General features: G+C 63.1%; 20 protein-coding genes and 1 pseudogene. 3 read left to right on the top strand and 18 right to left on the bottom strand.

Features of this window, described 5'->3' with window-relative positions; all coding sequences use genetic code 11:
• The coding region (locus B6V73_RS07960; RefSeq protein WP_143597885.1) for an IS66 family transposase at positions 1-1,142 on the top strand (1,142 nt) is incomplete at its 5' end.
• A 78-nt stretch (positions 1,143-1,220) separates the two neighbouring features.
• Here the strand turns inward: B6V73_RS07960 and B6V73_RS07965 are convergent.
• From B6V73_RS07965 to B6V73_RS08000, 8 genes and pseudogenes are all read right to left on the bottom strand, one after another.
• Positions 1,221-2,153, bottom strand: coding sequence for a hypothetical protein (locus B6V73_RS07965; protein ID WP_088724964.1), 933 nt, complete (start codon positions 2,151-2,153; stop codon positions 1,221-1,223).
• A 564-nt stretch (positions 2,154-2,717) separates the two neighbouring features.
• Positions 2,718-3,001: pseudogene (locus B6V73_RS07970) on the bottom strand (transposase); the annotation flags it as partial.
• 87 nt (positions 3,002-3,088) lie between these two features.
• Positions 3,089-4,219, bottom strand: a complete 1,131-nt coding sequence (locus B6V73_RS07975) for an ATP-binding protein (protein ID WP_088724965.1) — start codon at positions 4,217-4,219, stop codon at positions 3,089-3,091.
• Positions 4,198-5,232 carry an ATP-binding SpoIIE family protein phosphatase gene (locus B6V73_RS07980; protein ID WP_088724966.1) on the bottom strand — a complete coding sequence of 345 codons (1,035 nt, stop codon included), beginning with the start codon at positions 5,230-5,232 and terminating at the stop codon, positions 4,198-4,200. Before B6V73_RS07980 ends, B6V73_RS07975 begins: the two co-directional genes overlap by 22 nt.
• Positions 5,229-5,648, bottom strand: coding sequence for an ATP-binding protein (locus B6V73_RS07985; protein ID WP_240497022.1), 420 nt, complete (start codon positions 5,646-5,648; stop codon positions 5,229-5,231). The genes B6V73_RS07980 and B6V73_RS07985 overlap by 4 nt, the downstream gene beginning before the upstream one ends.
• Positions 5,641-5,985: an STAS domain-containing protein gene (locus B6V73_RS07990; protein WP_232621759.1), complete on the bottom strand. Its 345-nt coding sequence runs from the start codon at positions 5,983-5,985 to the stop codon at positions 5,641-5,643. Before B6V73_RS07990 ends, B6V73_RS07985 begins: the two co-directional genes overlap by 8 nt.
• 10 nt (positions 5,986-5,995) lie before the next feature.
• Positions 5,996-6,871, bottom strand: coding sequence for an STAS domain-containing protein (locus B6V73_RS07995; RefSeq protein ID WP_088724967.1), 876 nt, complete (start codon positions 6,869-6,871; stop codon positions 5,996-5,998).
• 216 nt (positions 6,872-7,087) lie between these two features.
• Positions 7,088-9,130, bottom strand: coding sequence for an ATP-binding protein (locus B6V73_RS08000; RefSeq protein ID WP_088724968.1), 2,043 nt, complete (start codon positions 9,128-9,130; stop codon positions 7,088-7,090).
• A 252-nt stretch (positions 9,131-9,382) separates the two neighbouring features.
• On the opposite strand from B6V73_RS08000, the gene B6V73_RS21100 reads away from it, so the two are divergent.
• Positions 9,383-9,670 carry a hypothetical protein gene (locus B6V73_RS21100; RefSeq protein ID WP_240504117.1) on the top strand — a complete coding sequence of 96 codons (288 nt, stop codon included), beginning with the start codon at positions 9,383-9,385 and terminating at the stop codon, positions 9,668-9,670.
• A gap of 135 nt (positions 9,671-9,805) precedes the next feature.
• Positions 9,806-10,726 carry an endonuclease/exonuclease/phosphatase family protein gene (locus B6V73_RS08010; RefSeq protein ID WP_088724969.1) on the top strand — a complete coding sequence of 307 codons (921 nt, stop codon included), beginning with the start codon at positions 9,806-9,808 and terminating at the stop codon, positions 10,724-10,726.
• Positions 10,727-10,732: 6 nt separating this feature from the next.
• On the opposite strand, the gene B6V73_RS08015 is transcribed toward B6V73_RS08010, so the two are convergent.
• The 10 genes from B6V73_RS08015 to B6V73_RS08060 form a co-directional block, all read right to left on the bottom strand.
• Positions 10,733-12,112 (bottom strand): MBL fold metallo-hydrolase, encoded by a 1,380-nt coding sequence (locus tag B6V73_RS08015; RefSeq protein WP_088724970.1) that lies wholly within the window; start codon positions 12,110-12,112, stop codon positions 10,733-10,735.
• A complete protein-coding gene (locus tag B6V73_RS08020) occupies positions 12,081-13,079 on the bottom strand; it encodes an LOG family protein (protein WP_088724971.1) in 999 nt (332 codons plus the stop codon). The genes B6V73_RS08015 and B6V73_RS08020 overlap by 32 nt, the downstream gene beginning before the upstream one ends.
• Before the next feature lie 14 nt (positions 13,080-13,093).
• Positions 13,094-13,222, bottom strand: a complete 129-nt coding sequence (locus B6V73_RS08025) for a F0F1 ATP synthase subunit gamma (RefSeq protein ID WP_206184172.1) — start codon at positions 13,220-13,222, stop codon at positions 13,094-13,096.
• Positions 13,223-13,621: 399 nt separating this feature from the next.
• Positions 13,622-14,386 carry an alpha/beta fold hydrolase gene (locus B6V73_RS08030; protein ID WP_088724972.1) on the bottom strand — a complete coding sequence of 255 codons (765 nt, stop codon included), beginning with the start codon at positions 14,384-14,386 and terminating at the stop codon, positions 13,622-13,624.
• A 31-nt stretch (positions 14,387-14,417) separates the two neighbouring features.
• A complete protein-coding gene (hisD, locus tag B6V73_RS08035) occupies positions 14,418-15,728 on the bottom strand; it encodes a histidinol dehydrogenase (protein ID WP_088724973.1) in 1,311 nt (436 codons plus the stop codon).
• A gap of 14 nt (positions 15,729-15,742) precedes the next feature.
• Positions 15,743-16,612: an ABC transporter permease subunit gene (locus tag B6V73_RS08040; RefSeq protein ID WP_088721650.1), complete on the bottom strand. Its 870-nt coding sequence runs from the start codon at positions 16,610-16,612 to the stop codon at positions 15,743-15,745.
• Positions 16,609-17,397, bottom strand: coding sequence for an ATP-binding cassette domain-containing protein (locus B6V73_RS08045; protein ID WP_075774704.1), 789 nt, complete (start codon positions 17,395-17,397; stop codon positions 16,609-16,611). The genes B6V73_RS08040 and B6V73_RS08045 overlap by 4 nt, the downstream gene beginning before the upstream one ends.
• Before the next feature lie 64 nt (positions 17,398-17,461).
• Positions 17,462-18,451 carry a taurine ABC transporter substrate-binding protein gene (gene tauA, locus B6V73_RS08050; protein ID WP_088718750.1) on the bottom strand — a complete coding sequence of 330 codons (990 nt, stop codon included), beginning with the start codon at positions 18,449-18,451 and terminating at the stop codon, positions 17,462-17,464.
• Between the two features lie 50 nt (positions 18,452-18,501).
• A complete protein-coding gene (locus B6V73_RS08055; RefSeq protein ID WP_088724974.1) occupies positions 18,502-19,224 on the bottom strand; it encodes an amino acid racemase in 723 nt (240 codons plus the stop codon).
• Positions 19,221-20,429 (bottom strand): aminotransferase class I/II-fold pyridoxal phosphate-dependent enzyme, encoded by a 1,209-nt coding sequence (locus B6V73_RS08060; RefSeq protein WP_088724975.1) that lies wholly within the window; start codon positions 20,427-20,429, stop codon positions 19,221-19,223. Before B6V73_RS08060 ends, B6V73_RS08055 begins: the two co-directional genes overlap by 4 nt.

Raw genomic sequence — 20,429 nt, forward strand, 5'->3', positions numbered from 1 at the left:
ACATCGTGCCCGCCCAGCTGCGCGTGCTCGTCACGGTTCGCCCCAAATACGCCTGCCGCGCCTGCACCGATGGCGTGACCCAGGCGAGCGCCCCGGCGCATCTCATCGACGGCGGCCTGCCGACCGAGGGCGCCATCGCGCATGTGCTGGTCAGCAAATACGCGGACCACTTGCCCTTGTATCGGCAGAGCCGGATCCTTGCCCGATCGGGCATCGAGATCCACCGCAGCACGCTGGCCGACTGGGTCGGCACCGCCGCCTTCCATCTCGGCCCGGTGGTCGACCGGCTGGCCGAACATCTGAAGACGTCGACCAAGCTCTTCATGGACGAGACCACCGCCCCGGTGCTGGATCCGGGGCGCGGCAGGACCAAGACGGGATATCTCTGGGCGCTCGCCCGCGACGACCGGTCATGGGGCGGAGATGATCCACCGGGCGTGGTCTTCTTCTACGCGCCCGGCCGCGCCGGGGAGAACGCGGAGAAGATTTTGCACGGCTTCGACGGCATCCTGCAGCTCGATGGCTACCAGGGTTACAACCGTTTGACGCGTCCCGCCCGCAAGGGTGGCAACCCGATCCGCGTGGCGCATTGCTGGGCCCACGCCCGGCGCAAGCTGAAGGAGGTCTTCGACCGCGACGGCTCCGAGATCGCCGCCGAGGGGCTGCGCCGCATCGCCGAGTTCTACAAGATCGAGGCCGACATTCGCGGCACGGCGCCGGGACAGCGGCTCTCGGCCCGGCAGGCGCGCACAGCGCCCCTCGTGGTCGAGTTCGGTGAATGGCTAAAACAGCAACGTCTGCGTGTCTCCGCCAAGTCGCGTCTGGGCGAGAAGCTCGCTTACATCCACCGGCACTGGGACGGGCTCCAGACCTTCCTGCACGATGGGCGGGTGGAGATCGACTCCAACAGCGTGGAGAACCTGATCCGGCCCATCGCTCTGAACAGGAAGAACGCATTGTTCGCCGGACATGACGAAGGCGGGCGCGCTTGGGGACGCATCGCGTCGCTCATCGAGACCGCAAAGATCAACGGCGTCGAGCCCTTCGCCTATCTCAAGACCACCCTCGAGGCCATCGCCGCCGGCCATCCGCAAGGCCGCATCGACGAACTTCTCCCGTGGAACTTCAAGCCGTCAAGCTGAACCTGAGGTGGGATGCAGCCGCCGCTTACGAATGGGCGACAACGAAGCGTTATTAATAGCCCCGCGTTTTTGAACGCCTTACCTGAGGCAAAGGCCGTGACGCTGTCTGGTATTCACTGGAGAGCGCACATAGTCCGCCTCGGGCATTCCCAGTAGCGCAACGATCAACCGGCAGGTCAGCGCCTCCATCTCCAATGGAACATTGCGTCCAACCGCTGACCCAGAACTTCCGCCATAGGTGACGAACCCGAGCGGTTCGTCGAAGAAAAGCGCCTCATGGATGGCATCATTCCGCACTGCTGATATTTCTGTGGTGCTCTGCGACAGGTTGGTGGCCCACTCCGGCACCGGCATGTCGAATTGCTGGCAGGTCCACTCGATACGCTTGGCATGGCTCAACCTGTTCGGGGCGGCGCACATCTCGCTGGCCGCTTTATAACAAGCATCAAGCGCCATATAGAGATAGGAGAATTTCTCAAACGGCATATGGTTAGGATTTTGAGCCAGGAACAGACAGTGGATGATGCCGATCATCCGTTTGATCTGCCTCGGTTTTGCGACATGACCCGTCCAATAGCGTTCTGCTAGCTCAAGCGCATCCTCTGGCTGCGTCCCGCCCGTCAGAATGAAGTCAGTCAGCTTTCCCGCCACGATCGGCGTCGCATCGAGATAGCCTGCCTCGAATGTCGTCAGGCGCGTTCCCTCAAAGAAGCCAAGGCACCAGATCAGAAAATCGAGATGGGCACGGTTGTCATCGGATGCATGACGAAGTCGGTGGGTGAACGGCAAAGAAAAAACGCGACTTGGATAGGGGTGTTCCAAAATTTCACCACTGAACATGTTCCGGCTGCCCGAAGGCGGCGCATAATACCAGTCTTTGTGAACCCGTTCCGAATTGCGGATTGATTGTACTATCTCCGACATGCCATCCAAAATCTCGACATGTATTTCGCCCGTCGAAATAGACAGTGGTTTCATCAGAAAACCGAATTCAGCAAAGCCTTCCGGCATCGTGTTTTCCCTTGTTCTTAAATATATTTCACCAACGCCTACCATGCGATCATCTGACTTTACCACTCAGGCGTCCACTCCCTGCGCATTGCTGCCCTTGGTGGACGGCACAGCACGGGAGGATGGGGCATTCGGTCTCTGAATGGCCGCTTTCGCGCTTCCGAGGCGCAGGCCGAGCACTTGCAGCGGATTCACACTTTCCGCCCCTAGTGTAATTTCGAGCCTCAAGATGAGCTAAGAACACTTAGTGAACACGGTTAGGCCAATCCTTCTGTTAAGCCGAGCGATTTATCGGCTTGTTAGCGTGAGCGGACTACCGAAAATGCCTTGCCGCGTCGAATTCGAACACCTATCCTCGGGACATCCGACTGTGGCAACAACCACGGAACTACGCAGAAAAGCCTTAACGACTTCAACAGCTTAAGACTGAAGCCAAGATAGCTCCGTTCCCTACCGCCGGAGCCAAATCTCTCGCAAGAGACTGATTTCAAAGAGAAAAGCCCAGAGTTCGCTCTGGGCTTTCTTTTTTCCGGCGTCCCAAACGCACAAACGCGGCACGGACCGACGAAGGCCGCGGCACATGGCTCTGACGACGAACTGCCCGCGATGCTCGGCCGCGAACGCGTATCTCACTTTGCATTCCAGGCGAAATAAGCGGGGACCATTTTTAAGATGTCGCGCTCCTCCGAGACCCGTGCCAGTTCCTTCTTCAGCCGACAGATCTCGGCATCCGTCTCCGTGTCGCTAGCCGACGCTTTCGAGAACTTCTTCTTCCAGGAGCAGAGGGAGCATTGGCTCACACCCAAGCGCTCGGCCACCTCTCTGACCGGGTAGACCCTCTCCGTGATCTGCGCGACGGCATCTTGCTTGAAATCGTCGCACGATCCTGATCATCGGGAAGCAGGCGTATTCCTGAAGACGATCAGAGCCGAAATTTAGCTTTGTGCCGGAAACTTGATACAGACGCGCAGCCCGTCGGAGCCGTCCACGGTCAGCGTCGCATCATGCTGGAACGTCAGGGTCCGGATCAGGCGCCAGCCGAGTGAATTCGACCGTTCCGGGCGCTCCGCATCCGACGGCAAGCCGATGCCGTTGTCAGAGACGACCAAGGCGATCCCGCTTTGCAGGTCGCCGGAGACGTCGACGCGAATGGTTCCGCTCTCCCTGCCGGTAAAGGCATATTTGAACGCATTGGTGATGAGCTCTCCGATGATGAGCCCAATGTCGATGGCGAGCTTGCTGTCGAGCATCAGCTCTGCGCAGGTCACCTCGATATTGGCGTCGAGGCTTTCGCCGCTGAACGCACGCTCCGAAGTTCTCGCGACTTCGGCAGCCATCTGCGCGAGATCCACCTTTCCGGTCTCCTTCCCGCGCTGCATCAATTCGTGGGCCTTGGAGAGCGCCCCGACACGGACTTCGAGTTCGGTCAGAACCTGCTGGGTCTCCGGTTGTTGGGCCCGCGACTTGCTCATACGAATGAGCGCGGCGATGAGCGCGAGGTTATTGCCGGTCCGGTGGTGTAACTCCTGCATCAGCAGGTCGCGTTCGGTGATCCCCTCCGAGAGTTCGCGGTTCTGTTCGCTGAGGGCCGCTGTCGGGTCCTTCATGCTGAGATCGTTTAGCGCTTCTGTCGCCTGATCGATGAGCCGGGCATCCGCCGACAGATTTGCCGACGAGCGGAAAACCGCCTCGATCCGAGTTCCTTCGTGACCGGTCTCGACATCGAAACGCGTTGCGATGCGCTGCACACCGCGAAGCCCCAGCCCCATCCCCGTCGAGGAGGACGGCGCCCCATCCGGCTGAAGTTTCTCCTTCGGGATGCCGCGCCCCTGGTCGGTCACGAGAAGCCCGAGTGCCGGTTTGCCTTCCACCTCGGTGAGCGAGAAGGTCGCGCGTCCCTTCTGCCCATGTTCGATTGCATTGCGACCGAGTTCGACGACGGCGGTGACGGCCCGTGTGCGCTCGAACGCGCCGAATTGCAGGACGTTGGTGAGCGTCATGGCGACATCGCGCAGCCGGGCCACGTCGGCGCTCTTCTCAAGGGTCACGGTGGTGAGTTTTGCCATGGTAACTGGTCGCCTCCCCGGTTTATGCGCATGACGACGATGCTCGCATCATCGCGCCCGCGGAACGCGCGATCCAGAAGAAATCCGGCGATCAACAGCGGGCTTTTCTTCAGCAATCCGGGCGGAAAATGCGCCTCCCGCAAGGTTTTCAAACCGTCGCTATGCAGGATCACCATGTCCCCCGCCTCCAGCTGCACGGCTTCCTCGTAGCCATGAGTCGCCGCGCCACCGATGCGACCGTCTCGTACCGCCAGCCGCCTGATACCTTTCGCGCCGATCAGCAAGGTCGAGATATTGCCAAGCGCCGCGTAACGTAGCTCCATCTGCGGCTGTGCGACATGCATCAGAGCTACCACCGCCCCGCGTCGACCGACCAGCCGCTCGGTAATCTGGCGCATCAGCTTACCTGGCTCCGACGAAAGCCCGCCCGCGGCGCCTGCAGCTGCGATCACCTCGCTGGCGGCTTCGGCGGCGGCGGGGCCATGCCCAAGGCCGTCGCAGAGCAACACATCGGTCGCCCGCGGGGTCTGCCGGATCTGAAAGTCGTCGCCGCAGGTGTCTTCGTTCGGGTGGCAAACACGCAGCCCCACCGCTTCGACGCCGCAATCAGCACCGCCGCTTTTCCCGCCGAAGGTGCATACGATCGTCGTTCCGGTGTCGGGCGAACTGAAAATGTCGAACGTATCCGAGAGGCGCACGATCGCCCCGAGCCCGAGACCGGCGGAGTCAGTCGAGCTTTCGCCATCTTGGAACATCCGGTCGATATCCGAGATCCCCGGCCCTCGATCCGTGAAGATCATGTTGATGACGTCGGCACCGGGCTGGCGCACAAGTTCGATCAGGGCTCGCCCGCGCTCTGCGTAGCGCAGCATGTTGGTCGCGGCCTCCGTAGCCACGATCGCGAGTTCGCCGACGCGTGTCTCGGGAAGACCGATCGCGACCCCATGGCGCCGCGCGAGCCGCCGAACGACTGCCACGGCACTGCGATCATCAATTTCCACCCACTGGTTCATAGCTTCACGCTCATGGAAACGGTTGTGCCCTTGCCGGGGGCAGAGCGGACCTCGAACCCGTGTGAAAGGCGCTTGGCGCCGCCGAGCCCTCTGCCGAGGCCTCCGGCGGTCGTGTAACCGTCGGACATGGCCAGCGTTACGTTTTCGATTCCCGGCCCCTCGTCGCGGCATTCGACGCGCAGATACTCGGAACGGTCGTCGAGATAAATTGAAATCTTGCCGCCGCCTCCGTGCACGATTGCGTTGCGAGTGATTTCGCTCACAGCCGTCGCAAAACGGGTGATCCGCACCGCCGACAGCCCGCGCTCCTTGAGAATTCGAGCGACGGCCTGACGCGCAGCGACCACATCGCGGCTGGTCGCAAGCGTTATCTCCGCGACGGCTGGTCTGCTGGATGTTTCGTTTGGATCAGGCACGCCGCAACTGAGTGAGTGCATGGGTCAGGCTGAGCGCCGTGCGGGTCTCGGGCAGATACATCCCCAGTTCGACCAAGGTCACCGCAACCGCTGGACGCATCCCGACAACGTAGGTTTCCGCGGCCAGCAGCTTGGAAATGCCAGCGAGCTGGGCAATGACGCGCCCGACGAAGGTATCGACGATCTCCAGCGAACTGATGTCGAGGATCACGCCCTTGACGTTCTCCTTGGCGATCCGGTTGGAGAGCGTGTCCTGCAGTTCCACGATTTCCGTATCGGTGACGTCGTCCTGAATGGAGACCAGAAGCGCGTTCTCGACCAGGTTTATGGACGTCACACCCGACACGTCAGGAGACCTCGCTGGTTTTGATGACGTAGCCGACCTTCTGCAATGCATCGGCCAGGGCCGTGCGGATGCTGGACCGGGTGGACACGGTGCCCACGTCGATGCCGAGCTGCACCATGGTCTGCGCGATCATCGGGCTGATGCCGCTGATGATGCATTCCGCGCCCATCAGGCGCACGGCGGCCGCGGCCCGCAAAAGGTGCTGCGCTACCTGCGTGTCGACCGTGCCGACACCGGTAATGTCCATGATCACCACCTCGGCCTGCCGCTCGAGAATGGTCTGCAACAGGTTCTCCATGACCTCCTGCGCCCGGGCGGAATCCAGAGTGCCGATCAGCGGCAGCGTGAGGACCCGGTCCCAGAGTTCGACCACCGGGGTCGACAGCTCGAGCATTTCCTGACGTTGGCGCTCTATGATCTGGTCGCGCTCGCCGATGAAGATCTCGTTGGTGTAAATCGCGAAAGCATCGACGAGACGGGTCACCATCAGCACGTCGCTGATAAGCTTCCCGCTTTCGACATCCGTCATCGCCTCGAGCCGCTTGAACAGCGGAGCTTTGAGGGCGAGCACGAATGTCGCCATCTCGGTCGGCGTGACGCCACGGCCGACGCGCTCCTTGCTGACGTCTGCGAGGACGGCACGCAGGTCTTCCCACTCGTCGTCGTCCAGGCTGAACTCTTGGTTTACGACGCCGGCACGGATACCCTTGGTGAAGGCTTTCAGAAGTTCCTGGTTCTGCGCACGACTCTCGGAGTCGGAGAACAGGTCAGAGCGTTTCACGCCCTCTTTCACCTGAGTGCCAAGCCACTCCTCGACGACACCTGAGAAATCAGTTTCGAGTATGGTCAGGATATTTGCCGTCGCTGTCTGCGGCATGTGCAGGAACTCCCGTTCTTATGAATAAAACAGGTAAGCCAATTAGCTGCGGCAAAGTCAACGCATGGTCTTCAATCTTGCCCCGAGGACAAGCCCCTGATCGTCGACGTCCACGGGCACTGCGATCTTGCAAACCGGTCAATGGAACCGACGTCCCTGTCACTCGAAATCGCAAAAGCGAATGCGCCGAACACCGTTCGTGACGAACCGCATCACTCAGCTGAGCCCAGAGAGCCTCTTCACGCGATGCACCATCTCGTCGAAATCAAACGGTTTCAAAAGGACTTCGGCGTCGACCTGAGCCGGCCCTGTCGCGGCCTCTTCGTCATATCCGGTCATGAATATGATTTTCAGGTCTTCGCGGGACTCTTTTGCCCGGGATGCGAGTTCACGACCCGTCATCCCGCCGGGCAAGCCGATATCCGTCAGCAGAACCGACACCCCCGGCTGTTCGTGCAGCAACGCGAGGCCGTCAGCCGCGTTCCCGGCTTCGTAGACAGTGAACCCTGCCTCTTCCAAGGCCTCCACCACGACGAAGCGCACGATGACTTCGTCATCGACCACGAGGATCGAGTGATCGGCGCTCGCGGCCGGAGCCTCTGCCACCGGACGCTGCGCAGTGGGGAACTCGATCGCCGCCGTAGAGCGCGGCAGAAAGATGTTCACTGTCGTTCCCACACCGCAATCGGCTTCGATCGTAGCGCATCCGCCGCTTTGCCGCGCAAACCCATAGACCATCGAGAGGCCCAAGCCGGTGCCTTTACCGCTGGGCTTGGTGGTAAAATAAGGATCGAACGCTTTCGATATCTCTTCTGCGGACATCCCCGTTCCGGTGTCACGCACGGAAAGGCGCAGGTAGTTACCGGGCTGAAGCTCCGAATGTCCATCTTGTATGACTTCGTTGGCCGTGCTGATCGTGATCGTGCCACCGTCGGGCATGGCATCGCGCGAATTGATGCAAAGATTTAGCAGCGCACTCTCGAGCTGGTTCGGATCGACCATCGCGGGCCAAGGCGCTGCGCTGTGCTCCGTTCTGATCAAGATGTGCGGCCCGATCGTGTGCCGCAACAGGTCCTCCATACCGTGCACCAGCTGGGGAACGTCGGTGGGCTTGGGCATGAGCGACTGCTGACGCGAGAAGGAAAGCAAGCGCTGGGTGACGCCTGCGGCACGTTCGGTCGACGATCGCGCGGCTTCCAGATACCGCAGGATTTCCTCGGGACGCCCGTCTTCAAGGCGCTTCGCGACGAATTCGAGGGATCCCGAAATCGCGGTGAGGAGATTGTTGAAGTCGTGAGCGAGACCGCCGGTCAATTGCCCCACGGCCTCCATTTTCTGGGCCTGCCGGAGTTTCTCCTCCTGCTGCATCAGTTTCGCGGTCTGCTCTTCGACCCGCTGCTCCAGAGTCTCATTCAGCTGAGACAGCGCCGCGGCCGCCTTGTCGCGCTCCTCGAGAATGGCGCGCCGATCATCGAGATCCATCAGAACGCCTGCGAAAATGCGCGGTGTTTGCGATTCCATCCGGCCGTTGGCTTCGACCCAGTGATAGCGCCCGTCGGCCCGCCGAACACGGAACTGATGCGCGTAAGGCGACGTCTGCTGCGTCGCGCGGTCGATCGCCGCCATCAGACCCGGCTTGTCGTCCTCGTGCACGTTTACGACAATCTGCTCGATGGTCAGGCCTTCGACAGCCCGCGCGGGGTCGAGCCCCATGCTGCGGGAAAAGTCGTCATCGAGGTCGAAGGTTTCGCTGTCGAGATACCAGACCCAAGTGCCCAGGATTGCCCCGGCCGAGAGCGCTCGCGCGACGTGACGCGCGTTCTTTTCCGCGCGCCGCTGGCTTTCGCGTAGCTCGCGCTCCTTCTGTTTGCGATCGGTGATATCGCGAAAGAGAACCGCGACCTGAGCTTTGCTTGCGGGCTCCACCCGCCTCGCAGAGACCTCGATGTGCCGCCCGACCTCAACGAATTCGCGCTCGAACCTCAGAGGCTCCCCGGTACTGAGCACTTCGCCGTAGATTTTCACCCACTCGTCCCCATCTTGCGGAGCGACATCGAAAACGGTCTTGCCGACAATGCCGTCAATCCCGGTATGCCTCTCGTAACCGGAATTGGCTTCGATATGGACGTAGTCGCTGAGTGGGCCTCTGGGACCGTCGATGAACTGGATGACGCAGAACCCGTCATCGATCAACTCCATCAAGGCCTTGTAGCCAGCGTCAGGAGTAGTTTGGTCCTCGGCGCCGCGTGCTCCCGGCATCAAAGCGTCTTGCGAATTCACTTAATCGGTCCAATGCAGATTGGGTTTTCTGAACGAGCGCAATAGTTAGAGCTTTTTGTGAATCTTACAAACAGCATTTGGCCCAAATGGGGCAGAAACAAAAGCACGCAAAAACGCCCCGCCAACACTCATCCAGCAGCTAATCTCGCGCGACAAATGTGGGAAGGGCCATTTGGCACGCGTTAACCGACAACGCCCATGATCCCGAGAAGGTGCGGCGCATCAACGCAAATGACAGGTTGCACCGTGCTGGCCGAGTCTAGGGCAATCATCCCCAAGTCAGGCCGGTTGCCCGGTGTCGACGGCAAGGCCAAAATGTCGAAACCCGGTGATAATGCCATTGCGCTGTCCGCATCGCCGGAGAAGATCCGAAGCGCGGTTCGGGCGATGTTCACCGATCCGAGCGACCTGCGTGTCGAAGATGCGCCCCGCTGCCTCGCGCTCAAGCTCTTGCAAGGCGTTGCCCCCGTGATCACCGCAGCTTCGTGGCAATCTCTTCTCGCTTGTGTCGCTTCGTAGCCATGCTGATCCTCCGTTTCCCTAAAGATAACGGCGGACCACTTCATTGGGGGAGGATCAACTTCATTGGGGGAGGATCAACGGACGCATTCGCGCTGTTCCAAACCGCCTCGCCCATGCGATGCTGACGCCAAGATGCGGATCGCGAGCCTCAACACCCAAAACATGCGCCTGCTACCGAACCGGGAGCTAGGGCGGCTGCATGGGGCTTGGGACAGCGACGACCCCGAGGATCCGCGCCTCGATCCGATCGACCGGAGGTTGACGGCCGATCTGCTCGCCGGGATCGACGCCGATCTGGTCGCGCTGCAAGAGGTGTTCGACCTCGCGACCCTGGAGCACTTCCACGCGCGCTACCTGCTGCCCGCCGGCACGCGGCCTTACCCCGAGCGGGTCTGCCTGCCGGGCAATGACGGGCGCGGGCTCGATTTGGCGGTGCTGTCGCGCCGGAAGCTGGGAGCGGTGCGCAGTCACGCCGCGCTGACGCCGGGCGATCTGGGGCTGGAGCTGCCCGAGGGCGTCGATCCCGAGATGCCGATCTTCCGGCGCGATTGCCTGATGGTCGAAGTGGGCGCGCTGACGCTGTTCATCACGCATTTCAAATCGCCCTACCCCGACGAGGCCGCCGCCTGGCGCACCCGGCACCTCGAGGCGCTGGCGACGCGGGCGCTGATCGAGCAGCACTTCGACAATCCGGCCGAAGCGCTCTGGCTGATCCTTGGCGATCTCAACGAACCCGACGACTCCGAGCTACCTCTGCCCCGCGCGACGGCGCCGCTTGAACACGGGTTCAGCGTGGATCTGATGGCGCGGATGCCCCGGCCCGAACGCTGGACCTATTACGACCCCCATTCGGCGCGCTACCATTGCCCCGATGTGCTGTTCGCCTCGCCCGCGCTCGCCGCGCGCTACCCCGATGCGGTGCCGCGTATCTTGCGCAAGGGCTTGGGCACCGAGGCCGCCCGCTATCAGGGCGAGCGCCTGCCCGGCATCGGCCGCCACCGCCCCCATGCAAGCGATCACGCGGCCGTCGCGATCGACCTGCCGGGGCTGTGAGCGCGGCTAGAGCTCGAAGCGCTGATGCAGCTCGGGCATCACCACTTTCGCCGGGTCGAGCCCTTTCGCGAAGACCTCCATCGACTTTTTCTCGCCATGCACGAGGAAGATCTTTTCCGGGTGGCGGGTGCGGGCCAGCCAGCGTTTCAGATCGCTCTGGTCGGCATGGGCGGAAAAGCCGTTGATCGTGTGGATCTGCGCACGCACCGGGATCTCCTCGCCGAAAAGCTTCACATGTTTCGCCCCGTCCACGATGATCCGCGCGAGCGTCCCTTCGGCGGCGTAACCCACGAAGATCACAGCACTTTCTTGCCGCGCGAGATTGTGGCGCAGGTGGTGGCGCACGCGCCCGCCCGTGCACATCCCCGAACCCGCCATGATCACCGCGCCCGAGCGGATCTCGTTGAGTGCGATCGAATCCTGCGTCTCGCGGGTGAAATGCAGCTCGGGCAGCTGGAACGGGTCGCGCCCCTTGTGGATGATATTGGCCAGTTCCGGGCGCAGCGCCTCGTCATGGCGCGCGAAGATCCGGGTCGCGGAGATCGCCATCGGGGAGTCGAGGAACACCCGCAGCGAGTTCTCGATCTCGCCCGAGGCCATCCCCTCGCGCAGGAACCACAGCAGCTCCTGCGCGCGCTCCAGCGCGAAGGTCGGGATGATGACATTGCCGCCCCGCCCCGTGGTCGCGCGGATCGCGGCGAGGAATTCCGCGATCGAGGCCTCGAGCCCGCGATGGTCGCGCTCGCCATAGGTGGTTTCCATCACCACGATATCTGCATCCTCCGGCGGGTCGGCATCGTTGAGAAGCGGGCGATTGTCGGGGCCCAGATCGCCCGAGAACAGAAGCTTTCGGGTGCGGCCATGCTCGGTCAGGTCAAGCCGGATCGAGGCCGAACCGAGGATATGGCCCGCGTCGAAAAAGGTCGCCTCGATCCCGTCGAACAGCGAGAGCGTCTTGCGATAGGTGGCGTTGCGTCCGAACCGATCGACCGCGTCGAGCGCATCCATCGTGTCGTAAAGCGCCTCACGCGACCCGCCGCGCCGCCCATGGCGGTGATGACGGCGCGCCTCTTCCTCTTGCAGATGCGCCGCGTCGAGCATCACCAGTCGCGCCAGATCGCGCGTGGCCGAGGTCGCGATGATCTCGCCCTTGAAGCCGCGCTTGACCAGAAGCGGGAGCCGCCCGCAGTGATCGAGATGGGCATGGGTCAGCAATACCATGTCGATCTCTGAGGGCTCGAAGCCGAATTTCGCGGCGTTGTCTTCGACCAGTTCCGAGCGGCCCTGGAACATGCCGCAATCGATCAGGATCTTGCGCCCCGCGCATTCGACGAGATGGCAGGAGCCCGTCACCTCATGCGCGGCACCGTGAAATGAAATCTTCATCCTCTCCTCCCATTGGTTCGTCGATATTGCGACCGAACTGCGCGTACCAACGCCCGATATCCTCCCAGATCTCCTCGGCGCTTTCGGCATACCAGAACAGGTCGCGGTCCTCGGGGTCGATCACCCCCTCCTCCACAAGGAAATCCGGATCGAAGACCCGGCTCCAATACTCGCGCCCGACAAGGATCACCGGCAGCGGGCGGATCTTGCGGGTCTGGATCAGCGTGAGCGTCTCGAACAGTTCGTCGAGTGTGCCATAGCCGCCCGGAAACACCACGAGCGCCCGCGCGCGCATCAGGAAATGAAGCTTGCGCAGGGCGAAATAGCGGAAGCGGAAGCACAGGCCGGGCGTGATGTAGGGGTTGGGGAATTGCTCGTGCGGGAGCGTAATATTGAGCCCCACCGTGCGCGCGCCCGCATCATAGGCGCCGCGATTGGCGGCCTCCATCATCCCCGGCCCGCCGCCGGTGACGATCACCAGCCGGTTGCCATGCGGGCCCTCGCGCGCACCGACGATCCGGCCAAAGGCGCGGGCGACGTCGTAATAGCGACTTTTCGCGGCGACGCGTCTGGCAATCTCGACGCGTCGCGTCAGATCGTCATTGCCCGGATCGGCCGCGCTGCGGGCCTCCATCTCGGCCAGCTTCTCATGCGCGGCTTGTGGTTCGGGGATCCGGGTGCCGCCGAAGACCACGATCGAATGGGCGATGCCCTGTTCGCGCAGCAGCGTCTCGGCCTTCTGGTAATCGAGCTGCAGGCGCGCGCCGCGCATGTCGTCGCGGTTGAGGAAATCGACATCCCCATCGGCCTGCAAGTAATTCGGATGCGCCATGATCTCGCGGGTCAGATCGGGGGCGCGGACATCCTCGTGGCTGGGCTTGGGCTCGCACCACGGCAGATCGACCTCGCGCGCCACGTCATCGGCGGGCTGGGGCTTGGCGCGTTCCCCTTCGATTGTCTCCGACATCGGCTCCTCCTCGATTACCGAACCGGCGGGCTTGCGGTGGCAAGCTCCACGATCTCCTCGGTGATTTCGTCCTGCCGCAGGCTGCGCGAGGTTTGGATCAGCTCGGTCAGCGTGTCGGAGGTATTGTCCTGAGCGGCGATCATTGCGCGCATCCGGGCCTTGTCAACGGCGGAGTAAAATCCGGCCACGGTAGCGGCGGGGTGCTCCTGCTGCGGGCGACGGTGAAATCGCTAGGCTGACCCTTCTATCAACCCGGGAGATTTATTGGCTTAATCACCTGTGCGGACTACCGAAAAATTCCCTGCCGCGCCGAATTCGAATATCTAGCCCTGGAACACCCTGATGTAGCAAAAACCACGAGGCCACGCAGACAAACCGCAACGTATTCTATGCCTTAAGCATGAAGGCAAGACGGATCAACTCCTTACCGCCGGCAGCCAAAGCTCTCGCAAGAGATTGATTTCAAAGATCAAAGCCCAGAGTTCGCTCTGGGCTTTCTGTTTTCCGGCTTCCCGTCGCGGCGCGGCGATTTCAGCGTCCTGCTAAAAGTCTGCCGCATCGAGGAAATCGCCGACCAGCCTGTTGAACCGGTCCGGTTTCTCCATGTGAACGTTATGCGCGCAGCCGGGCATCACGGCGAGATCCGCCCCCGGGATGCCGCGCCAGAGCGCTTCGGGCTGCGTCCAGTCATAGGAGCGGTCGCGGCTGCCCCAAAGGACGAGGGTCGGGCTTGCAATCGCGCCAAGAGCGGGCGTGCCATCCCAAGCTTCCCAGGCCGTGAGGCTTGCGAGTGCGGCCTGCAGGCGCGCCTTCTGCCCGAGCGACAGGCAGAGCGGAAAACCCTCCGCCGCCTCTCCCTGCCGGAACCATGTCGCCGCGATCCGCCGCGCGGTCGCGGGCACCCCGTCGCGCAGAAGCCGTTCACGGGATTGCGCGATCGTCTCGAACCGGCCCGGCATCACGCCGCGCGGCCCGGTGCCGTAGAGTATCAGCTTGCGGATGCGCGTGGGGGCCAGCCGGATCATCTCCTGCACGACCATGCCGCCCATCGAATGGCCGAGAAGATCGAAGCGCTCGACCTCGAGTCGGTCGAGAAGTCCGAGCACCATGCGCGCGTGACCTTCGATGCTCTCGGGCGCCTCGAGCGCTGCGCTTGCCCCGAACCCCGCGAGATCGGGACATATGACATCGCGGAACGGGCTGAAATGCGCAAGCTGCGCGTCCCACATTGCGCTGCCGCCGAGATAGCCATGCACGAGGACGAGGGGCGGCCCGTTGCCTGCCCGGGTGAAGGACAATTCCGGCATCCCTGCCTCCCTTCTCCGTCCGCGCTCCGCGTCAGCCGTGGACCTGCGCCGGACGCAGGTCGAAATGTTCCTCGGGGAAGAACTTGGAGAGCCGGATATCGGCGGACCGCGCATGCCCCTCCATCCCCTCGAGCCGCGAGATTCGTGCCGTCGCCTCCGCGAGCGGTCGGGCCGCCTCGCGGGTGGCGCGCTGCCAAGTGATCGTCTTCATGAACTTGTGCACCGAGAGCCCGCCAGTGTAGCGCGCGGCCCCAGAGGTCGGCAGCACATGATTGGGGCCCGATGTCTTGTCACCGAAGGCTACGGTCGTCTCTTCGCCGAGAAACAGCGAGCCGTAGGATTTCAGCCGGGCCAGCCACCAGTCGAGATCCCGACACTGCACGTGCAGATGCTCGGGCGCGAGTTGATCGGCGAACCGCGCCATCTCCTCGGCGCCGTCGCACAGGATGACTTCCGCGAAATCCGCCCAGGACGCTTTCGCGCTGTGGCGATTGAGTTCCGGCAGGGTCTCTATCAGCTCCGGCACGAGGCGCATGACCTGATCGGCCAGAGCGCGATCGGAGGTGACGAGCCAGACGGGCGAGTTGTAGCCATGCTCCGCCTGCCCCACCAGATCATAGGCGACCATCTCGGGATCCGCCGTCGCATCGGCGATCACCATGCTGTCGGTGGGGCCAGCGAACATGTCGATGCCGATCTGGCCGAAGAGGATCCGCTTGGCCTCAGCGACATATTGGTTGCCGGGTCCGACGAGGATATCCGCCTTTGGCAGGCCGAACAGACCATTGGCCATCGCGGCCACCCCCTGCACGCCGCCCATCGAAAGGATCACGTCGGCGCCGCACAGGTCCATCGCGTAGAGGATCGCGGGCGGGATGCCGAGACCGGGCCGCGGCGGCGAACAGGCGGTGATGTGGGGCACGCCCGCGACCTTGGCAGTGGTGATCGTCATGATCGCGCTGGCAACGTGGCTGTAGCGCCCGCCGGGCACGTAGCAACCGGTGGCCGAGACCGGGATCTGCTTCTGCCCGGCGGTCAGGCCCGGAAGTATCTCGATCGTGCAATCGGTGACCGTCGCGCGCTGCGCCTCGGCGAAGCGGCGCACGTTGTTATGGGCAAACTGGATATCGGCCTTGAGCTGCTCGGGCACGGCGGCGCTGGCGGCGGCGCGCTGCTCCGGGGTGACGACGATCTCGCCGGTCCATTTGTCGAGTTCTCTTGCATAGTCACGCGCCGCGTCCTCGCCGCCGGCCGCGATCTTCGCCAGCATCTTCGAGACGATGTCATGCACGCCTTCCTGATCCGCCTCGGCTGTCCGGACGGCTTTCTTCAAGTAGATCATGGTGGTTCTTCCCGTTACATTCTGCCCTTCCAGGGCACGAGGCGACGCTCGACGAAGCGCATCAAGAGATCGAAAGCGAAGGCGATCGCGGCGATCACGAAGATCCCCATGATCACGACCGGTGTCTGCAGGAACTGGCTGGCGGAGAGCACCATGTAGCCAAGCCCCTTGGTCGAGGCGACCATCTCCGCGGCGACCAGCGTGGTCCAGCCGAAGCCGACCCCGATCCGCATCGCCGTCAGGATCTCCGGCATCGCGGAGGGCATGATGACATGGCGCATCACCTGCCAGCGTGTCGCACCGAAGGAATAGGCGGCGTGGATCTGCTCGATCGCGGCGGATTTCACGCCAGAGCGCGCCCCCAGCACGACCGGCGCGAAGACCGACAGGAAGATCAGCAGGACCTTGGAGGTCTCGCCGATGCCGAACCAGATGATCATCAGCGGCAGGTAGGCGAGCGGCGGAATCGGCCGGTAGAACTCGATCGGCGGGTCGAAAATGCCGCGCATGATCGGGCTCATCCCCATCGCGAGCCCCAACGGAATCCCGATCACGCAAGCCAGCAGGAAGGCGCCGAAGACTCGCACGGTCGAAATCACTACGTGATCGAGAAACGAGGTGCCAGTATAGCCGTCGCTCCAGACCGAGAGAAACTTCGACACGATCGCCATCGGCGAGGGCACGAAGAGCGGCTTCACCCAGCCCATGAAGGTCACGAGCCACCAGACGAAGAAGAAAAACAGGATCGAGCCAATCGAGAGCCACAGCGTATTGCCCTGCCCCGGGACGCCGTAGGTCTGGCCGGGCTTGGTCGCGCGCGAGCGGGAAATCCGCGCCCACAGTCCGGGCGGTTTCGTCGGGGTTTGAGTTGTTTGCTCCGTCATGCCGCGGCCTCTTCGTCGGCGAAGATGATCTTCAGGACTTCTTCGCGAAGTTCGATGAATTTCGGGGAGGCCTTCACCTGTCGGGCGGGCATCCCATCGAGAAACTGCCGCGAGAACGGCAGGTCGAATACGTGGGTGATCCGCCCCGGGCGCGGCGACATGACCACCAGCTTGGTGCCCATGAACAGTGCTTCCTCCACGCTATGCGTGATGAAGAAGACCGATTTATGGGTGTCGTTCCAGATGTTCAGGATCAGTTCCTGCGCCTTTTCGCGGGTCAGCGCGTCGAGCGCGCCCAGCGGCTCGTCCATCAGCAGAACGCGCGGATCGCAGGTAAGCGCGCGGGCGATGCCGACGCGCTGCTGCATCCCGCCGGAAAGCGAGTACACCGGCGCGCCCTGAAACCCGTCGAGCCCGAGCATGCTCAGGAACCTGTTGGCGACCTTCTTGCGCTCGGCCTCGGCGACGCCCTGAATCTGCAGGCCGAAAGCCACGTTGTCCAAAACGTTCAGCCACGGCAGGAGCGCGTGTTTCTGAAACACCACCGCGCGGTCCGCGCCCGGGCCGGAGACCTGCTCGCCATCGAGCATCAGCGCCCCCGAGGACGGCGACAGAAACCCCGCGATCAGGTTGAGAAGCGTGGATTTCCCACACCCCGATGCGCCGAGCGCCACGACGAATTCATCGTCCTCGATTGTCAGGTTGATCCGGCTCAAGGCCTCGACGGGCGGGCGACCATCCGCCGCTGGATAGACGACCGATACGTCCTCGACATTTAATCCCACGTCGCTGCTCCCTCTCGGTTTCTTGGTCCTGCCCGGATCGTATACCCGGGCAGGAAAGACTGTTTCACTTCAGGGCGTCTTCGGCGATCTTCGTATTCACGAAGGCCGAGTAATCGTCGGCGACACTGTCGATGCGGCCCGCGGATTTCAGGAATTCCGCGGTCGATTTCATGATGTTCGCGGCATTGCCAAGCCAGGTGTCGCTGACTTGTTCGGACAGCGGCACGAAGGTGTAGCCCTTGAGAATGCCGGGGATCTGGTCGGCGCCCGCGCCGGTCACGCTGGCGATCTCCTTGACCTTCTCGTTATCGGGCGTCCAGGCCGAGGGATCGTCCAGATAGGCCTTGTTCGCCGCGTTCATCGCCTTGGCGAAGGCCACCATTTCCTTTTCGTGGGACTCGGCGAACTTGGTGTTCACGGTCCATGCGTTGAAGGTCGGATAGCCCCATTTCGCGGTTTGGGCGGCGCTCACGATACGGCTGCCGGTCTCGAGGATATTTGTCTGCACCGGCGGCCAGATGAAAGCGGCGTCGATCGTGCCCTGATCCCATGCGGCGGCGATCTGGTCCGGCGGCATAGAGATGATGGTCAGATCGGATTCCTTCATCCCGGCATGGGAAATCGCGCCCATCAGCGAGTAATGCGCGGTGGAGCCCACCGGCACCGCGACGCGCTTGCCCTTCAGATCTTCCAGCGATTTGATGCCCGAGCCGTTATGCGCGATCAGGCTCTCGGAATCGCCGATCGCGTAGGACACCATGAACATTTGCAGGTCGACGCCCTGGCTCGCGGCGATCGCCAGCGGCGAGGAGCCAAGTTCCGCGACCTCGACATCACCCGAGGCCATGGCTGCGATCACGTCGGTGCCCGAGTTGAACACCCGCCATTCGATCGTCCAGCCGGTGGCCTTCTCGAAAGCCTTTTCGGCGCGCGCGGCGTTCATCGGGGTCGGATCGCTGAACGTCCCGATCGTCATCGTCTCGGCCCAGAGCGCGGACGTCGAGAGCGTCAGCGCGGCCGCCGCCGTCATCATCATCTTGTTGAATTTGTTCATGTCAGAACCTCCGTTGGTAACATTGCGAGATGTATCTCTCGCTTTGATGGTTATCGCGTTCCACTATCGCTGCGCCCCTCCGCCGGTGCGGTCGCAAAGGCGACGATAGCACTGACCAGCTCGTCGAGCGTGTCAAATACGTCCGCCCGGGGACAGACTGCCTCCGGAATAAGCGAAAATTCGGTGCAGGCGATCATCTGCACAGTTGCGCCGCGCTCGAACAACGCGCTCGAGGCGGCCGCCAGTTTTTCGCGCGCGCCCGGTTGCGGGCCGTCCGCCTTGATCTGGCGGATCGCAGCCAGAAGATCGTCTTCCGCCTCGCTGTAGCGCAGGTCCAGCCCGTGTCGCGCTGCGGCTGAATCGAAGAGTTTCACCTTGCGCAGCGCGGGTGAGCCAAGAACGCCGACCCTACCACCCTGCCCGGCCAAGCGTGCGGCCCGGGCAACCGACAGCTCCACCATGTCGAGCACCGGCACGTCGACCGCCGCGCGGATCGCGGGCAGGTAGTGATGCGCGGTGTTGCAGGGGATCGCGAGAGCCTGCGCCCCGCCTGCCACCAGCCGGCGCGCCATGTCGGCGAGAAACGGGCCCGGATCTTCGCCCGTACCTTCGATCAGGTGGCGGATACGCGAGGGGACCTGCGGGTTCTGATCCACGATCAGCGGCACATGATCGGCATCGTCGCGCGCCGTCACGCTGGCCAGAACCTTCTGCATAACCAGGATCGTCGCCTCCGGTCCCATGCCGCCCAGAATTCCGACCCGCCGCATCATGCGCTCACCCTGGCGCGGACGCTCTCGACTGCATCGACGATGTGACCTGCGAGATGCGCGCAATCCTCGAGGCTGAACGTCAGCGGCAGGCGCATATCGAAGAGGCTGGCGAGAACCGCATCGGTCTGGGGCAGCTCCTGCGCGGCGACGTAGCGCCAGCTGCGATGATCGGAGGTGAAGCCCCGGGGCTGATCGGCCCCGAACCATTTCACCTCGACCCCCGCCTCCGCAAGCCGCGCGATCAGGACCTCGGCCTCGGAAGGCGCAAGGCCGGGCACCCGAAACTGGATCGAGGAGCCGACATAGAATTCCGCCTTCGGTCGACGCGGCAGGCAGATCCCGGGCGAGCGCGTCAGCCCATCGGCCACCAGATCGTAGCGCGCGTTCCACGCGGCAACACTCTGTTCCAGCTGGCGAAGCTGCGGGCGCAGGATCGCCGCGCGCAGATTGTCCATCCGGGCGGACATGTTGGGCGTCTCCAGCCGGATCTTGTCGTAGATCTCGGGCGCGGGCCCGGCCCCATGGCTCTCGTAGTTCATGTAGGAGCCCGACAGGACCGTCGCGCGCGCCATGAATTCGGCGTCATCCGAGGTCAGCAAGCCTCCCTCGCCGGAATTCATGTGCTTGTAGGTCTGGGTGCTGAAACACCCCGCCAGCCCGAAAGAGCCGGACAACCGATCGTTCCACCGCGCCCCCATCGTGTGGGCGCAATCCTCGATCACGGTCAGCCCATGCGCCGTCGCGATCTCCATCAGACGGTCCATGTCGCACAGGTGACCGCGCATATGCGACAGCAGAAGGTGCCGCGCGCCGCTTTGCGCAGCCTTCGTCGCCAGCGCTTCGAGGTCGAGCACCAGATCCTCGGTAATCTCGACCAGAACCGGGACGCCCCCCACCGCCGCGATCGCGCCCGGCACCGGGGCGAGCGTGAAGGCGTTGGTCAGCACGCGATCGCCCGGCATCACCCCCGCGGCGCGCAGGGCGATCTGCATCGCCTGTCCGCCCGAAGCCACCGCGAGGCAATAGCGCGCGCCCTGCCATTGCGCGTATTCGCGCTCCAGCTCCACCACCTCGCTCGCCTCGCCGGGTGCATGGTTGTAGCGATGCAGCCGCCCCGAGCGCATCACCGCCACGGCCGCCTCGATCCCCTCCTCTGGGATCGGGGGCTGCTGGGTGAAGCTCTTGGAGAAGCGCGGCCGGATCAT

Origin of the sequence: Thioclava sp. JM3, assembly GCF_002213185.1 — a bacterium.
GTDB classification, from domain to species: Bacteria; Pseudomonadota; Alphaproteobacteria; order Rhodobacterales; family Rhodobacteraceae; genus Thioclava; species Thioclava nitratireducens.

Coding starts and splice junctions, on each gene's coding strand:
- B6V73_RS08015 (WP_088724970.1), bottom strand. CDS start 12,112: ATGAAGATTTCATTTCACGGTGCCGCGCATGAGGTGACGGGCTCCTGC.
- B6V73_RS08060 (WP_088724975.1), bottom strand. CDS start 20,429: ATGATCCGGCCGCGCTTCTCCAAGAGCTTCACCCAGCAGCCCCCGATC.
- B6V73_RS08030 (WP_088724972.1), bottom strand. CDS start 14,386: ATGCCGGAATTGTCCTTCACCCGGGCAGGCAACGGGCCGCCCCTCGTC.
- B6V73_RS08000 (WP_088724968.1), bottom strand. CDS start 9,130: ATGCCGGGAGCACGCGGCGCCGAGGACCAAACTACTCCTGACGCTGGC.
- B6V73_RS07980 (WP_088724966.1), bottom strand. CDS start 5,232: ATGAACCAGTGGGTGGAAATTGATGATCGCAGTGCCGTGGCAGTCGTT.
- B6V73_RS07975 (WP_088724965.1), bottom strand. CDS start 4,219: ATGGCAAAACTCACCACCGTGACCCTTGAGAAGAGCGCCGACGTGGCC.
- B6V73_RS08020 (WP_088724971.1), bottom strand. CDS start 13,079: ATGTCGGAGACAATCGAAGGGGAACGCGCCAAGCCCCAGCCCGCCGAT.
- hisD (WP_088724973.1), bottom strand. CDS start 15,728: ATGATCTACTTGAAGAAAGCCGTCCGGACAGCCGAGGCGGATCAGGAA.
- B6V73_RS08055 (WP_088724974.1), bottom strand. CDS start 19,224: ATGATGCGGCGGGTCGGAATTCTGGGCGGCATGGGACCGGAGGCGACG.
- B6V73_RS21100 (WP_240504117.1), top strand. CDS start 9,383: ATGACAGGTTGCACCGTGCTGGCCGAGTCTAGGGCAATCATCCCCAAG.
- tauA (WP_088718750.1), bottom strand. CDS start 18,451: ATGAACAAATTCAACAAGATGATGATGACGGCGGCGGCCGCGCTGACG.
- B6V73_RS08025 (WP_206184172.1), bottom strand. CDS start 13,222: ATGATCGCCGCTCAGGACAATACCTCCGACACGCTGACCGAGCTGATC.
- B6V73_RS07965 (WP_088724964.1), bottom strand. CDS start 2,153: ATGCCGGAAGGCTTTGCTGAATTCGGTTTTCTGATGAAACCACTGTCT.
- B6V73_RS07995 (WP_088724967.1), bottom strand. CDS start 6,871: ATGCCGCAGACAGCGACGGCAAATATCCTGACCATACTCGAAACTGAT.
- B6V73_RS08010 (WP_088724969.1), top strand. CDS start 9,806: ATGCGGATCGCGAGCCTCAACACCCAAAACATGCGCCTGCTACCGAAC.
- B6V73_RS08040 (WP_088721650.1), bottom strand. CDS start 16,612: ATGACGGAGCAAACAACTCAAACCCCGACGAAACCGCCCGGACTGTGG.